This is a genomic window from Streptomyces sp. NPDC003011 (assembly GCF_053591515.1).
Genome location: NZ_JBSFTY010000047.1, coordinates 60,952 through 75,835, shown reverse-complemented (window position 1 = coordinate 75,835; position 14,884 = coordinate 60,952). Strand labels below are relative to the sequence as shown.

The following is a 14,884-nucleotide window of genomic DNA, read 5'->3' as shown; positions in this document are numbered from 1 at the left end:
GGGTGCTTGGTAATGACGCTGCCCCGGGCCGGCGGCCGGGCGCGCGCCCTGGCGGCGGAACTCCTCGCCCATCCCCTCCTCGTCGGCACCGGCACCTTCACCGGCACTCTCACCGGCACCGCCTTCCGGCGCCGCAGCTGCTGCCTCTACTACCGTGTCCCGGGCGGAGGCGTCTGCGGCGACTGTTGCTTCCCACGAGACCCGCGCTCTTCCCCACACGCCACATCTGGGTGACCATGAAGACCGACCAGCTGCTGAGAAGGGGGTTTCGGGTGCGAGTGGGCCTGCTGACCCGGGAGTACCCGCCGGATGTGTACGGCGGCGCGGGCGTCCATGTCGAGTTCCTCGCCCGGGAACTGAGGTCCCTCGTCGACCTGGACGTGCACTGCTGGGGCGAGGGCCGGGCGGAGGGCGTGTTCCGGCACCGCCCCTGGCCGGCGCTGGACACCGCCAACGACGCGCTGCGCACGTTCTCCGTGGACCTCGCGATGACCGCCGGCCTCGAAGGCCGCGAACTGGTCCACTCCCACACCTGGTACGCCAACCTCGCCGGCCACCTCGGCAAGCTCCTGTACGGCATCCCGCACGTGATGACCGCCCACTCGCTGGAGCCCCTGCGCCCCTGGAAGGCCGAGCAGCTCGGCGGCGGGTACGCCCTGTCCAGCTGGGCCGAGCGCACCGCGATCGAGACCGCCGACGGGGTGATCGCCGTCTCCGGCGCCATGCGCGACGACATCCTCGGCTGCTATCCGGCACTGGATCCGGCCAAGGTCCACATCGTGCACAACGGCATTGACACGAGCCTGTACCAGCCGGACCCGGGCACCGACGTCCTGCGCCGCCTCGGCCTCGACCCGGCCCGCCCGTACGTCCTGTTCGTCGGCCGCATCACCCGCCAGAAGGGCGTGCCCCACCTGCTGCGGGCGGTCCGGGACATCGACCCGGCGGCCCAGGTCGTGCTGTGCGCGGGCGCGCCGGACACCCCGGAGATCGACCAGGAGTTCCGCGACCTCTTCGGGGAGCTGAGCGCCGTCCGCGAGGGCGTGCACTGGATCCCGCAGATGCTGCCGCGCCCCGAGGTGATCCAGCTCCTCACCCACGCCGCCGTGTTCGTCTGCCCTTCCGTGTACGAACCCCTCGGCATCGTCAACCTGGAGGCGATGGCCTGCGGGACTCCCGTCGTGGCGTCCCGGGTCGGCGGTATCCCCGAGGTCGTGGACGACGGGAAGACCGGGGTACTCGTCACGGTGGACGACGATTTCGAGGCGGGTCTGGCGCGGGCGCTGGACGCGGTCATCGGCGACCCGGCAACCGCCCGGCGGATGGGCGAGGCGGGACGGGAGCGCGCGGTGGGCGAATTCGGCTGGGACGCGGTCGCCAGGCGCACGGTCCGGCTCTACCAGGAGATCATCAAGCAGGCGTAGACCGCCCCGGCCGAGGGCAGGCTTGGGTCAATCAGGTGAGGGGAGCGGCCATGCGTCGTGGTGGTCCTTCGGTGCTCGGCATCGTACTGGCGGGCGGAGAAGGCAAGCGCCTGATGCCCCTGACCGCGGACCGGGCGAAACCCGCGGTCACCTTCGGCGGCACGTACCGCCTGGTGGACTTCGTGCTGTCCAACCTCGTCAACGCCGACATCCTGCGCATCTGCGTGCTCACGCAGTACAAGTCGCACTCGCTGGACCGGCACATCACCACCACCTGGCGGATGTCCAGCCTGCTCGGCAACTACGTCACGCCGGTCCCCGCCCAGCAGCGCCTGGGCCCCCGCTGGTACCTGGGCAGCGCGGACGCGCTCCTGCAGTCCCTGAACCTGGTGCACGACGAACGCCCCGAGTACGTGGCGGTCTTCGGCGCCGACCACGTGTACCGCATGGACCCGCGGCAGATGCTCGCCCAGCACATCGACAGCGGCGCGGGCGTGACGGTGGCCGGGATACGGGTGCCGCGCGGCGAGTCGTCGTCGTTCGGCGTGATCACCGCCGGCTCGGACGGCCAGACCGTGAAGGGATTCCTGGAGAAGCCGGCCGACCCGCCCGGGCTGCCCGACGCCCCGGACTGCGTCTTCGCCTCCATGGGCAACTACATCTTCACCACCAAGGCCCTGATCGAGGCGCTCCAGCGGGACGCCGAGGACGCGGCATCCGTGCACGACATGGGCGGGTCGATCCTGCCCCAGCTCACCGAGCGCGGCGAGGCCCACCTCTACGACTTCAGCGCCAACCACGTGCCCGGCGAGACCACGCGGGACCAGGGCTACTGGCGGGACGTGGGCACGCTCGACGCGTACTACGACGCCCACATGGACCTGATCGCCGAGCGCCCCGCGTTCAACCTGTACAACCGGCAGTGGCCCATCTACACCCACTCCTACCAGCTCTCGCCCGCCCGCTTCAACGCCGGCGGCATGGCCAGCGAGTCCATCATCAGCGCGGGCTGCCTGATCCGGGGCCAGGTCACCCGGTCGGTCCTCTCGCCGGGCGTGGTGGTCGACCCGGGAGCCGTGGTCCAGGGGTCGGTGCTGCACGACAACGTCCACATCGGGCGGGGAGCGGTGGTGCGCGGTGCCGTCCTCGACAAGAACGTCGAGGTGCCGCCGGGCGCGACGATCGGCGTCAACCCGGAGCGGGACGCGGAGCTGTACACGGTCTCCAAGGGCGGCGTGATCGCGCTCGGCAAGGGCCAGCGGGTCTCGTAGGGCCTGCGAACGGCTCCGGTGTCCCGTACGCACCGGAGCCGTCGTCATGTCCCTGGACGCACAGCGGAATCCGTGTTGTCATGCCAACTCCGGCCCATGACAACGTTGTTATGGAGGTTCCGTGCACCACAGACGTGTCAGAAACCGACTCTCCTTACTGCTCGCCGCCCTCCTCGGCCTCACCGGGCTGACCGGCCTGACCGCGGCGCCCGCCCTGGCCGACGACCCCGTCGAGGCCCACGGCCTGAAGGGCGAGTACTACACCCAGTCCGCCCCCGGCGCCTTCGACTTCCACGAGCTCAAGGCCACCACCTTCGACCCCATCCTCGACTTCGACACCCTGGAGCCGCGCCTCGCCGCCGCCACCGGCCGCGCGGACGACGTCAGCGTCCGCTGGACCGGCCGGATCGTGCCGGAGCGCACCGGCCCGCACACCTTCTCCGCCATCGGCGACAACGGCTTCCGGCTCTGGGTCGACGGCCGGCTCCTCATCGACCACTGGGTGGACGACTGGGACCGCGAGCAGACCGCCCCGCCCGTCGACCTGACCGCCGGCACGGCCTACGACATCAAGGTCGAGTACTTCGAGCACCACGGCGGCTCGAACCTGCACCTGCGCTGGACCGAGCCCGGCGGCGCCAAGGAGGCCGTCCCGCAGTCGGCGTTCCGCCTGCCCGAGGGCTTCGCCTACGACGGACCCCTCACCACCACGGTCCTCGCGGACGGCCGCACCCTCAGGCTCGACTTCGCCCAGCGCCTCGCCCCGCCCCCGGCCGGCCTGACCGGCCACCTCGAAGCGGTCATCGGCGGTGCCCGGTGGCCCCTGGGCGCGGCCCGGCCGGACCCCGCAGACCCGAGTGTCCTGCTCGTCGCCCTGGACGAACCCGTGGTGGGCAACCGGACCGGCACCGCACGCGGTACCGCCGACCTCCGCTACGACGGCGACGGCGGCCTCACCGACGCCGACGGCAACGTTGTCGGAGCCTTCTGGAGCAGCGGCCCCAACCGCTCCACGCACCAGCTGCGCACCCGCTGGGCCGACGAGGTCGGGCCGGACAACGCCCACCCCGAGTACCCGCGCCCGCAGCTGACCCGCTCCGCCTGGCGCAACCTCAACGGCCGCTGGCAGTTCGCCGCGGCACAGGCGGGCGAGCAGCCGCCCGTCGGCCGGACCCTGCCCGAACGCATCCTCGTCCCCTACCCGGTGGAGTCCCAGCTCTCCGGGATCGAACGGCACGAGGACCGCATGTGGTACCGGCGCACCTTCACCGTCCCCGCCGGTTGGGACATCGGCTCCGGCAAGCGGCTGCGGCTCAACTTCGGCGCGGTGGACTGGCGCAGCGAGGTGTACGTCAACGGCACCAAGGTCGTCGAACACCGGGGTGGCTACGACAAGTTCAGCGCCGACGTCACCGACGCCCTCAAGCCCGGCCGGACCCAGGAGCTGATCGTCGGCGTGCACGACCCGACGGACGCGGCCGACGGCGAGAACCCGCCGCTGGGCAAGCAGCGCCTGGACCCGAGCGGCATCTGGTACACCCCGTCCTCCGGCATCTGGCAGACGGTGTGGATGGAGCCGGTCGCGCCGGACCACGTCGACACGCTCAAGCTGACCCCGGACGTCGACGGCGGCCGGCTCACCGTGGAGGCGCGGGGAGTCCGGGCCGGCGTACCCGTCACGGCGACGGCGTACGAGGACGGGCGCAAAGTCGCCACGGCGCGCGGCCGCACCGGCGCCCCGCTGACCCTGACCATCGAGGACCCGCGCCTGTGGTCGCCCGACGACCCGTTCCTCTACGACCTGAAGGTGACCGTCGGCGCCGACCGCGTCGGCAGCTACTTCGGCATGCGCTCGGTCTCCGTCGAGACGGTGAACGGCGTCCCGCGCACCGTCCTCAACGGCGAGCCCGTCTTCCTGATGGCCACCCTCGACCAGGGCTTCTGGCCCGACGGCCTGCACACCGCGCCCACCGACGAGGCCCTGGCCCACGACCTGAGGACCCACAAGCAGCTGGGCTTCAACTCGGTGCGCAAGCACATCAAGGTCGAGCCCGACCGCTGGTTCCACTGGGCCGACCGGCTGGGCCTGCTGGTGTGGCAGGACATGCCCTCGATGACCGCGGGCGTGAACCCGGGCGCCGCCGCCCGCGCCCAGTACGAGCGAGAGATGAAGGAGATGATCGACGAGCACGTCAGCAGCCCGTCGGTGGTCATGTGGGTCACCTTCAACGAGGGCTGGGGCCAGTACGACGTCGGGCGCGTCGCCGAGCAGGCCAAGGCCTGGGACCCGACCCGGCTGGTCAACAACCAGTCCGGCCTCAACCTGGGCGCCGACGGGAACGCCGGCGACATCATGGACGAGCACGGCTACCCCAGCCCCGCCCTGCCGCCCCGCCCGGACGGCAGACGCGCCCTGGTCAGCGGCGAGTACGGCGGACTCGGGCTGGCGGTCCCGGGACACGCCTGGCCGGTCCAGCAGTCGTACGTCGACGTCGACCCGGCGACCTACACCGACGACTACCTGGTGAAGCTCGACGAGGTGCGCGCCCTGGCCTGCCGGGGCGGCAACGGCGCCGTCTACACCCAGATCTCCGACGTCGAGGGTGAGCTGAACGGGTTGCTGACGTACGACCGCGAGATCCTGAAGCCGGACGTGGCGCGGCTGAGGGCCGCCCACGAGGCACTGATCCGGGACATCTCCCGCCCGACGCCCGCGGGCTGTCCCGCGGCCTGAGGGCCCGTACGGGCGCTGTCCGGCCACGGACGGCGCACGAGTCCCGCCCCTTTCCCCGGGGCGGGACTTAATCTGCTGTTAACTGTGCGTAGCCTGATCGCACTTGACCGTAATCGCCTGAGGGCGGTTGACTGCTGACCCACCCTTCCTCGACGCGAGGCAAGCCATTGACCTCTGACCTGCTCGCACCTCTCGACCTGGCGTTCTGGAACATGGAATCCGCCGAGCACCCGATGCACCTGGGCGCGCTCGGCGTCTTCGCGGCGCACTCGCCCACCGCGGGCGCCCACGCGGCCGACCTGCTCGCCGCCCGGGCCGCCGCGGTGCCCGGACTGCGGATGCGCATCCGGGACGTGTGGCCGCTGGGCTTCCCCGCGGCCTTCGGCGGCGCCGCCCGCGAGCCCGCCGCCGACTTCGACCCGCTCGACCACGTCACCCTGCACGCCCCCGCCGCGGACTTCCAGAGCGAGGCGGGCCGGCTCATGCAGCGCCCGCTGGAGCGGGAGCGGCCTCCGTGGGAGGCGCACGTGCTGCCGGGACAGGACGGCGTCTCGTTCGCCGTGCTGTTCAAGTTCCACCACGCCCTGGCCGACGGACTGCGGGCGCTCACGCTCGCCGCCGCGGTCCTGGACCCGCTGGACATGCCCCCGCCCCGCCCCCGCCCCGCCGAGCCGCCGCGCGCGCCGCTCCCGGACGTCCGCCGCCTGCCGGGGCTGGTCCGCGACTGCCTCTCCGGCGCGCTGTCCGACGTGGGCCGCGCCCTCGACATCGGCGCCTCCGTGGCCCGCTCCACCCTGGACGCGCGGCCCTGCGCCGCCCTCACCGCCGAGCCCACCGGCACCCGCCGCACCGCCGGCGTGGTCGTCGACCTCGACGACGTGCACCGCGTGCGCAAGACCGTCGGCGGCACCGTCAACGACGTCCTGATCGCGGTCGTCGCGGGCGCGCTGCGCCGCTGGCTCGACGAGCGCGGCGACGGCAGCGAGGGCGTCGCGCCCCGCGCCCTGATCCCGGTCTCCCGGCGCCGGCCGCGCACCGCCCACCCGCAGGGCAACCGGCTCTCCGGCTACCTGATGCGGCTGCCGGTCGCCGACCCGGACCCGCTCGGCCGCCTCGCCGCGGTCCGTACGGCCATGGACCGCAACAAGGACGCCGGACCCCACCGGGGCGCCGGCGCCGTCGCCCTGCTCGCCGACCACGTGCCGGCGCTCGGCCACCGGCTCGGCGGCCCCCTGGTCGGCCAGGCCGCCCGGCTCTGGTTCGACATCCTGGTCACCAGCGTGCCCCTGCCGGGCATCGGCCTGAAGCTCGGCGGCAACCCGGTCACCGCGGTCTACCCCTTCGCCCCGCTGGCCCGCGGCCAGTCCCTGGCGGTCGCCATCTCGACGTACCGCGGCAGCGTCCACTACGGCCTCGTCGCCGACGCCGAGGCCGTCCCCGATCTCGACCGGTTCGCGCACGCCCTCTCCGCGGAGGTGGAGACGTTGATCACCGCCTGCGACCCCTGATCCTCGCGGGTTTGGCGCTGCGGCCCGGCGCTCCGTAAAATTCGCCGTTCGAAAGCGGACGCCGTCGGAGCGCCGCGCGAAGGACCCAGGGAACGGCAGCGGCCATGACGGTGACAGACAACGGCTCGGCGACCACGGACGAGATCGTCTACGGTCCCGGAATCGACCCGGAGCGGCTGGCCGTCTGCCTCAGCGTGCTCGAAGAGCTCGACGGCCTGGACGTCGACCACCCCGACGCGATCGCCGTACGCCGGGCCACCGCGGGCATCTACCGCTCCGTCAAGCAGCGCCGCCGCCAGGAGCGCCGGGCCGCGAAGACCGCGCACGACAAGGCGGTGACCGAGGCGACGGCCACCGGCTCCGCCCGCCGCGTCGACGACGAGACCGAGGGCATCCTGCCGTCGTCGGTGGTCGAGGAGGGCCAGATCGCGGGGATACTCCAGCGCCCCCGCTCCTGCTACACCTGCAAGACCCGGTACGTCGAGGTCGACTACTTCTACCACCAGCTCTGCCAGAAGTGCGCCGCCGACAACCGCGCCCGCCGCGACGCCCGCACCGACCTCACCGGCAAGCGCGCGCTGCTCACCGGCGGCCGAGCCAAGATCGGCATGTACATCGCGCTGCGGCTGCTGCGTGACGGTGCCCACACCACGATCACGACCCGCTTCCCGAACGACGCGATCCGCCGCTTCAAGGCCCAGCCCGACAGCGCCGACTGGATCGACCGCCTGAAGATCGTCGGCCTCGACCTGCGCGACCCGGCCCAGGTGGTGGCGCTGGCGGACTCGGTCGCGGCCGAGGGCCCGCTGGACATCCTGATCAACAACGCGGCCCAGACCGTACGCCGCTCCCCGCAGGCCTACAGCGAACTGCTCGCCGCCGAGTCCGCCCCGCTGCCCGCCGGCGAGCTGCCCGCCGCCGAGGTGATCGGCACCTTCGGCTCCGGCGCGGTCCCCGCGCTGCCGCTGGCCTCGGCCGGCGCGCTGACCGCCCAGGACGTCACCGACCTCGCCCTGATCTCGGGCTCGGCCTCCCTGGAGCGGATCGCCGCCGGCACCGCGATCGACGCGGGCGGGCTCGTCCCCGACCTGCACGACTCCAACAGCTGGATCCAGACGGTGGAGGAGGTGACGCCGGTCGAGCTCCTGGAGGTCCAGCTGTGCAACTCGACCGCGCCCTTCATCCTGATCAGCCGGCTGCGTCCGTCGATGGCGTCCTCGTCGGCGAAGCGCACGTACATCGTGAACGTCTCCGCCATGGAGGGCGTCTTCGCCCGCGGCTACAAGGGCGCCGGGCACCCGCACACCAACATGGCCAAGGCCGCCCTGAACATGCTCACGCGCACCAGCGCCCAGGAGATGTTCGAGAAGGACGGCATCCTCATGACGGCCGTCGACACCGGCTGGATCACCGACGAGCGCCCGCACCCCGACAAGGTCCGGCTCGCCGAGGCGGGTTTCCACGCCCCGCTCGACCTGGTCGACGGCGCGGCCCGCGTCTACGACCCGATCGTGCGCGGCGAGGCGGGCGAGGACCTGTATGGCGTCTTCCTGAAGGACTACGCGCCGGGCAAGTGGTGAGCCCGGCGCGGGCCGGAACGGCGCGCTTGCACGGGAGTTGACGTACCGTCAGTCGACGGCGCCGAGACGAGAGTTCCGTGCCGCCAGCAGCTCCAGTACCGTGCGCCAGTCCTCCAGGACCCCGGCGTCGAAGCCGGCGAACCGGGCCTCCTCGTCGGCCTGGCGCAGCCGCAGCAGGTCGTCGTCGGCGGCGGGGCCGTGGCCGGGGGCCTCTCCGCGGACGAGGCCGGCCACCCGCTCGCCGAGCAGGGAACGGACCGCGCCGGCGGCGCGGTCCGCGTGGGCGGCCCGGTCGCCGGGGCTCAGCAGCGGGCCGATCGCCCGTACCAGCCCCGCCACTTGCAGTTCCTTGTCGGCGGGGCGGGACCGGCGCAGCAGCGCGGCCGTGCGCAGCGCGTGGTGCAGGCCGGTGTGGCCGCCCTCGTGGCCGGGTGCGTCGCACGCGCCCCGGCAGGCGTACAGCAGATCCATCAGCTCTTCGACACCACGCAGCTCCATGCGCCAGTCCTCCCGCCGGGCGAGCCTTGCCGAGCGGCAGCAGACCATGGCCGGCTTGCGTTCCGGCCAACGGGGCCTGAACTGCGGCGCCCGTTCGCGGGCTTAGGCCGAACGGGGGACCCGCACCAGGTGCACGCAGTGCCGAAGCGGTGCAGAGTGGCCCTGTCCGCACACGGATTGACTTCGGATAGTTACCCGTTGTTTTCAGCCCTATCGAGCGGCCTCCCGCTCATCTGGTTAGTCTGTAGCGGACGGACAGCAGTACGGGGTCCTACCCACACCCACGGTCCGTCATGGGACACGCCCGTCCACCACGGCCTGCTCTCATCCGAGAAACCGGCGCCACCGCGTCCGAACTGCCTCTAGCCAGAACCGAGCGGGCGTCGTGAACCAGGCCGCAGACTGGGCAGCCACGCCCCGAGGGTGATCCGACACATAAGGAGTGCGCGGTGACACCGGAGAAGACGAATCGCGAACAACGCCCCAAGGAACGCCCGGAGCGTGCGGGCCGCAGGCCCGGAGAGATCGGCAGCCTCGACGTGTGGGCCCGGTCCGCCCCGATCCTTCTCGCGGGCTACGAGGACGACCTCGCCGAGCCCCATATCCTCCCCAGCGTGGACTGACCCGGGGGCGACCCGCCCCGATCGCCGGCCGCATGGGCGTGCGAGACTCACGCCCATGCTGATCAGACAAGCCGTGGCCGACGACTGGCCACGGATCTGGCCTTTCTGGCACCGGATCGTCGCCGCCGCCGACACCTACACCTGGGACCCGGACACCTCCGAGGAAGCGGCCCGCGCCCTGTGGATGGCCCCGGCCAAACGCGTCTACGTCGTCGAGGACGACAGCGGCGCCGTCGTCGCCTCCGCCTACCTGACCCCCAACTACGGGGGCCCGGGCTCCGCCGTCGCCAACGCCGGCTTCATGGTCGACCCCGACCAGGGCGGCCGCGGCTACGGCCGCGCCCTCGCCGCACACGTCCTGTCCGCCGCCGAGGCCGCCGGCTACCGGGGGATGGTGTTCAACGCCGTCGTCGAGACCAACCCGGCCGTGAAGCTGTGGACATCCCTCGGCTTCACGATCCTCGGCACGGTCCCGGACGCGTACGACCACCCCCGGCACGGCCGGGTGGGCCTGCACATCATGTACAAGGCCCTGTGACCCGCCCCTACTCCAGCGGTGCCGTCCGCTCCCACGGGCGCCGCTCCTCCAACTGCGCCGCCACGCCCAGCAGATCCGCCTCCGACCCCGGCAGCCCCACCAACTGCACGGCGCAGGGGGCGCCCGAGGGAAGAGTGCCGAACGGGACGGACATCGCGGGCCAGCCGGTGAGGTTCCACGGCGGCGTCAGCGGCGAGTAGTTCGTGTTGGCCAGCACATTGCGCAGCCAGCCCCGCTCGTGCCAGGGCGCGGACTTGGGGGAGCGGCGGGCGAGCGCCGGCATCAGCAGCACGTCGTACTCGTCGAAGAACGGCTCCAGACGCCGGCGCAGCGCCTGCCGCCCCTCCCCGGTGCGCACCGAGTTCACGAAGCGGCGTCCGACCGCCGCGTGCACCCGGGTGCGCCGGGCCAGCCGCCGCCGGTCCAGCCCTCGCGCGTCCACGGCCGTGCCGGCCGTCCAGTGGGCGAGGGAGGTGAGGCTCAGCGACAGCGGGTACGGCGGATCGGCCCGGCGTACCTGGTGACCCGCCTTCATGAGGACGCCGGCCGCCTCCCGGACCGCCGTGGTGTACGGCGAGGTGACGGCGACACCGGCGAGCGGGCTGCGCAGGGAGGCGGCGACGCGGTGCGCCGCGTCCGGGGCCCGTCGTACGAACACGGTGTCCGCGAGGACCGACAACATCAGGCGGGTGTCCTCGACCGTCGTCGCCAGGGGCCCGTTCTCGGACATGCCGAACCAGTCGCCGTCGCTGACCCCGGCGGGCACCACGCCGGGGCCCGGCTTCAGGGTGACCAGACCGCAGTTGGCCGCCGGGATCCGCAGGGAGCCCAGGCCGTCGTTGCCGAGGGCGATCGGCACCAGGCCGGCCGCGACCGCGGCCGCGCTGCCGCCCGACGAGCCGCCCGCCGTGCGGGAGGTGTCCCACGGGTTGCGGGCGGTGCCGTGGACGCCCTCGGTGGTGCCGAAGACGCACAGTTCCGGCACGTTGGTCAGGCCCACCACCACCGCGCCCGCCGCCCGCAGCCGGGCCACGGTGACATGGTCGGCGGCGGCGGGCGTGTCCGGGGTCGCGGCGGAGCCGACGCGCTTGGCCTCGCCGCGCACGGCCAGGTTGTCCTTGACGGCCACGGGCACGCCGGCCAGCGGCAGTCCGTTCAGGTCGCCCCGCGCGGCCACCTCGTCGGCCTCGGCGAGCGCGGCCTCGGCCCGCACCGTTCGGAACGCTCCGATGCGGCCGTCGAGCCGCTCGATCCGGGCGAGGTGTTCGGCCACCACCTCGCGGGGCGTGACGCGCTTCTCGCGCACGGCGGCGGCGATCTCGGCGGCGGTCCGGCCGACCCAGTTGGTCACGGGCGCTCCTCGGAGGCTACTGGTGAGTATGTAGGGAGAACTCTGCCCGGGAGCGGGCGCCGCGTCGAGAGCCCTCGCGGCTGGACCTGCGGACGGGGCTCCTCGGCCACCGGCCGCGCGGGGGAGCGGGGGGCCGGGCGGGCCGGCCGAACGGCCCTCACCTCAGGTGCCGTTCGAAGAACGCCGTCGTGGCGTCCATCGAGCGCGGCCACTGCGGTCCGAACGTGTGCCCCTCGCCCTCGTACGTCCGCAGCCGGACGTCCTTGCCCGCCCGTTCGAACGCGGCGACGGTCTGCCGGGACCAGGCGAGGGGGCAGGTGTCGTCCGCCGTGCCGTGGTGGATCAGCAGCGGCTCGGTCACGCGGTCGACGTAGGTGACGGGCGCGACCTCCCGCCAGAACGTCGGGTTCTCCTCCGGGGTGCCGTGCGCGGCCTCGATCTCGGCGACGACCGGATCGCCCTCGCCGCGCTGGAAGTGGTCGACGTTCTCGGCCGGGCGGGAGCTGACCGGCGCGAACACGACGGCCGCGTCGACCAGGCCGGGGGCCACCACCAGCGTGTTGTAGACGACTCCGCCGCCCATCGACCGGCCCAGCAGGCCGATCCGGTCGCCGTCGATCTCCGGGCGGCCGGAGGAGCGCAGCGCCAGGACGGCGCCGATGACGTCCTCGGTGTAGCCGAGGCGGAGGTTGACGTCGTTGTCGGGGTCGTCGTCCGAGCCCGCGTGGTTGCGGTAGTCGGTGTGCAGGACCACGTAGCCGTCGCGGGCCAGGAGGTCCTGTTCGCGGGCCAGGCCGCGGCCGGTGGTGTAGACGGCCGGGTCGATGTAGCCGTGCGCCAGGACCAGCGCCGGGAAGGGCCCCTTGCCCGTCGGGATGTTCAGGAGGCCGGAGATCGTCAGGCCGTTCGCCTGGTACGTCACGCGGTAGCCGGTGTAGGCGTCGGTCCGGGTGAGCACGGTGCCGAGCCGGAGGCCGGAGCCGCGGTGCTCGCGCTGGATCAGGCCCGGGATCGACACCGGGTCGACGGGGGTGCGGGTGGCGGAGGGCGACGCGGTGGGGTCCTGGCCCTGGTTCGCGGTGCGGGCGGAGGAGGGCGGGCCGGTGCGCGCCCCGTCGCCCTCGCCACCGTCTCCGGTGCAGCCGGTCGCGGCCACCAGCACCAGCGCGGCGGCGACGCAGGCCGTACCCCATGACCGCATAGCCTCATTGTCCCCCGGAGCGGACCGCCGGGGGCGCGGTTCCCGCGTTTTCGGCTCTCCGGGCCATCGGTCGGCGGCGGTGTCCGGGGCGGGCCGGACAGTCACGGCCCGACCGTGCGGCACCGAGCCGAGGCACCCGGGGCGACACCCGGGACGCCTCGCCCGCGCTCCCCACCGCGGTCGCCCCGGTGCCGGGCCGGGCCCGGCCTGGCCCTCACCCGTGCGCACACGGCACAATCCGGGTCGTGCAGATCACCGCGCGAGAACTCAACCGGGCCACGCTCCATCGTCAGTCGCTGCTCCGGCGGGAGCGGTCGGGGGTCGTCGACGCGGTGCGGCGGGCGGGGGCGTTGCAGGCGCAGCAGCCCGCGTCGCCGTATCTCGCGCTGTGGAACCGGATCGCCGGCTTCGATCCGGCCGACCTGGACGCCGCCTTCACGGAGCAGACGGTGGTCAAGGCGACCCTGATGCGGATCACCCTCCACGCGGTCCACGCGGACGATCACCCGGTGTTCCGGGAGGCGATGCGGCCGACACTGCGGGCCTCCCGGCTCGGCCACCGCTTCGCCGCCGCGGGGCTCACCCCCGCGGACGCCGAGGAACTCATACCGGAGCTGCTGGAGTTCGCCGAGCGGCCGCGCACGTCGCGTGAGCTGAACGCCTGGTGCGAGAAGCGGTTCGGGGCCGAGCGGAGCGCCGGGGCGTGGTGGGGTCTGAAGGGGTACGCGCCGCTGCTGCACGCCCCGACCGGCGGGCCCTGGTCGTTCGGCACCTCACCGTCGTACGTCGCGGCGCGCTCCGCACCGACGACGGCGGGGACGGAAGCGGCGCTGCGGACCCTCGTCCTGCGGTATCTGGCGGGGTTCGGACCGGCGTCGGTGGCGGACGTGGCGCAGTTCGCCCTGGTGCAGCGGGCCCGCGTCCGCACGGCGCTCCGTGCGCTCGGCGACGCCGTGGAGCACGTCGAGGGGCCCGACGGCACGGCCCTGTTCGACCTTCCCGGGGCCCCGCGTCCGCCCGCGGACACCCCGGCCCCGCCCCGGCTGATGGCGATGTGGGACAGCGTCCTGCTGGCCCACGCCGACCGCGCACGCGTGATCCCGCCGGACTACCGTCCCCTGGTGATCCGGGTCAACGGCGACGTGCTGCCGACGCTGCTGGTCGACGGTTATGTCGCGGGCGTGTGGCGCCCGGTCGAGGGCGGCATCGAGGCGACCGCCTTCCACGACCTGTCACCCGCGGCGTGGGACGGACTCGCGGCGGAGGCCGCGTCCCTCACGCGGCTGCTGGCCCCGCGCGACCCGCGCGTCTACAGCCGCTACGGCCACTGGTGGGCCAAGCTCCCCGAGGCCCGGGTACGGATCCTGCCGGGCTGAGCCCTCAGCCGCCGAGCTGAGCCCGCAGCCATTCCTCGACCTCTCCCACATGCGCGGCCGCCGCCGCCCGTGCCGCCTCCGGGTCCCGGGCGACCAGGGCCCGGTGGATGGCGGCGTGCTCGCGTCGGGTGCGGGCGAAGGCACCCTGCTCCTGGTAGCCGCGCCAGACGCGGGCGCGGAACGTGCGGGAGGACAGGCCGTCCAGGATCGCGGCCATGGCCTGGTTGCCGGCGGCCGTGGCGATCTCGCGGTGGAAGGCCAGGTCGTGGGCGAGGATCACCTCCGGATCGTCGGTGGCGTTCATCGCCGTCAGGTGCTTCTCGACCTCGGCGAGCTGGTCGGAGGTGATCCGGGCCGCCGCCAGCGCGGTCGCCGTCGACTCCAGGATGCGGCGCACCTCCAGCAGCTCCACCAGGCGCGGGCCGCGGGACAGGTCGGCGACCACGCCGAAGGTCTCCAGCAGGTCACCGGCCTCCAGCTGCGTGACGTAGATGCCCGAACCGTGCCGGGCCTCCAGCACGCCCATGACCGTGAGCGCCCGGATCGCCTCGCGCATCGAACTGCGGGAGATGCCCAGCTGGACCGCCAGATCGCGCTCCGTCGGCAGCCGCTGGCCCGGCTCCAGCCGGCCCTCGCCGATCATCGCGGTGATCCGCTCGATGGCGCGCTGCGTCACGGAGCCCTTCTGCGGGGCTGTCTCGTCCACGCCGTTCCTCCACTCCCGGGGTGCGCCGCAGTCTAACCACCACAGTGGTAGGACCACTGTGACCTCAGGTGGGG

13 protein-coding genes are annotated in these 14,884 nt (G+C 73.3%); 9 read left to right on the top strand and 4 right to left on the bottom strand.

The genetic code is table 11. From position 1 onward, the window contains the following. From ACWD0J_RS24105 to ACWD0J_RS24080, 6 genes are all read left to right on the top strand, one after another. Positions 1 to 234: (2Fe-2S)-binding protein (locus ACWD0J_RS24105; protein WP_451497889.1), on the top strand; the 234-nt coding region annotated here is incomplete at its 5' end. 38 nt (positions 235 to 272) lie between these two features. Next, a complete protein-coding gene (glgA, locus tag ACWD0J_RS24100) occupies positions 273 to 1,424 on the top strand; it encodes a glycogen synthase (RefSeq protein ID WP_451497892.1) in 1,152 nt (383 codons plus the stop codon). Between the two features lie 50 nt (positions 1,425 to 1,474). Next, complete coding sequence (glgC, locus tag ACWD0J_RS24095; RefSeq protein WP_451497888.1) at positions 1,475 to 2,695, top strand: glucose-1-phosphate adenylyltransferase; 1,221 nt, start codon at positions 1,475 to 1,477, stop codon at positions 2,693 to 2,695. Between the two features lie 121 nt (positions 2,696 to 2,816). After that, on the top strand, positions 2,817 to 5,429 hold the full coding sequence (locus ACWD0J_RS24090; protein WP_451497887.1) for a PA14 domain-containing protein: 2,613 nt from the start codon (positions 2,817 to 2,819) through the stop codon (positions 5,427 to 5,429). 167 nt (positions 5,430 to 5,596) lie between these two features. After that, positions 5,597 to 6,937 (top strand): wax ester/triacylglycerol synthase family O-acyltransferase, encoded by a 1,341-nt coding sequence (locus tag ACWD0J_RS24085; RefSeq protein ID WP_451497886.1) that lies wholly within the window; start codon positions 5,597 to 5,599, stop codon positions 6,935 to 6,937. A gap of 104 nt (positions 6,938 to 7,041) precedes the next feature. After that, on the top strand, positions 7,042 to 8,517 hold the full coding sequence (locus tag ACWD0J_RS24080) for an SDR family NAD(P)-dependent oxidoreductase (protein WP_451497885.1): 1,476 nt from the start codon (positions 7,042 to 7,044) through the stop codon (positions 8,515 to 8,517). 48 nt (positions 8,518 to 8,565) lie between these two features. Here ACWD0J_RS24080 and ACWD0J_RS24075 read toward each other — a convergent pair whose 3' ends face one another. Next, complete coding sequence (locus ACWD0J_RS24075; RefSeq protein ID WP_451497884.1) at positions 8,566 to 9,015, bottom strand: hypothetical protein; 450 nt, start codon at positions 9,013 to 9,015, stop codon at positions 8,566 to 8,568. Positions 9,016 to 9,464: 449 nt separating this feature from the next. Between ACWD0J_RS24075 and ACWD0J_RS24070 the strand changes: the two genes are divergently transcribed. Together ACWD0J_RS24070 and ACWD0J_RS24065 are read left to right on the top strand one after the other, a co-directional pair. Further along, entirely contained in the window at positions 9,465 to 9,638 is a 174-nt protein-coding gene (locus tag ACWD0J_RS24070; RefSeq protein WP_451497883.1) for a hypothetical protein, read from the top strand. A 55-nt stretch (positions 9,639 to 9,693) separates the two neighbouring features. Next, positions 9,694 to 10,176 carry an N-acetyltransferase family protein gene (locus ACWD0J_RS24065; RefSeq protein WP_451497882.1) on the top strand — a complete coding sequence of 161 codons (483 nt, stop codon included), beginning with the start codon at positions 9,694 to 9,696 and terminating at the stop codon, positions 10,174 to 10,176. 7 nt (positions 10,177 to 10,183) lie between these two features. On the opposite strand, the gene ACWD0J_RS24060 is transcribed toward ACWD0J_RS24065, so the two are convergent. Then, positions 10,184 to 11,527 (bottom strand): amidase, encoded by a 1,344-nt coding sequence (locus tag ACWD0J_RS24060; protein WP_451497881.1) that lies wholly within the window; start codon positions 11,525 to 11,527, stop codon positions 10,184 to 10,186. 157 nt (positions 11,528 to 11,684) lie between these two features. Then, positions 11,685 to 12,728: an alpha/beta hydrolase family protein gene (locus ACWD0J_RS24055; RefSeq protein ID WP_451497880.1), complete on the bottom strand. Its 1,044-nt coding sequence runs from the start codon at positions 12,726 to 12,728 to the stop codon at positions 11,685 to 11,687. 245 nt (positions 12,729 to 12,973) lie between these two features. On the opposite strand from ACWD0J_RS24055, the gene ACWD0J_RS24050 reads away from it, so the two are divergent. After that, on the top strand, positions 12,974 to 14,104 hold the full coding sequence (locus ACWD0J_RS24050; RefSeq protein ID WP_451497879.1) for a winged helix DNA-binding domain-containing protein: 1,131 nt from the start codon (positions 12,974 to 12,976) through the stop codon (positions 14,102 to 14,104). A 4-nt stretch (positions 14,105 to 14,108) separates the two neighbouring features. Here the strand turns inward: ACWD0J_RS24050 and ACWD0J_RS24045 are convergent, their stop codons facing one another. Beyond that, positions 14,109 to 14,810, bottom strand: coding sequence for a FadR/GntR family transcriptional regulator (locus ACWD0J_RS24045; RefSeq protein WP_451497878.1), 702 nt, complete (start codon positions 14,808 to 14,810; stop codon positions 14,109 to 14,111). Between the last annotated feature and the right edge of the window lie 74 nt (positions 14,811 to 14,884).

Bases quoted from the DNA above. Each gene is read 5' to 3' on its own strand.
- glgC (WP_451497888.1), top strand. From the start codon at position 1,475: ATGCGTCGTGGTGGTCCTTCGGTGCTCGGCATCGTACTGGCGGGCGGA.
- ACWD0J_RS24080 (WP_451497885.1), top strand. From the start codon at position 7,042: ATGACGGTGACAGACAACGGCTCGGCGACCACGGACGAGATCGTCTAC.
- ACWD0J_RS24075 (WP_451497884.1), bottom strand. From the start codon at position 9,015: ATGGAGCTGCGTGGTGTCGAAGAGCTGATGGATCTGCTGTACGCCTGC.
- ACWD0J_RS24065 (WP_451497882.1), top strand. From the start codon at position 9,694: ATGCTGATCAGACAAGCCGTGGCCGACGACTGGCCACGGATCTGGCCT.
- ACWD0J_RS24055 (WP_451497880.1), bottom strand. From the start codon at position 12,728: ATGCGGTCATGGGGTACGGCCTGCGTCGCCGCCGCGCTGGTGCTGGTG.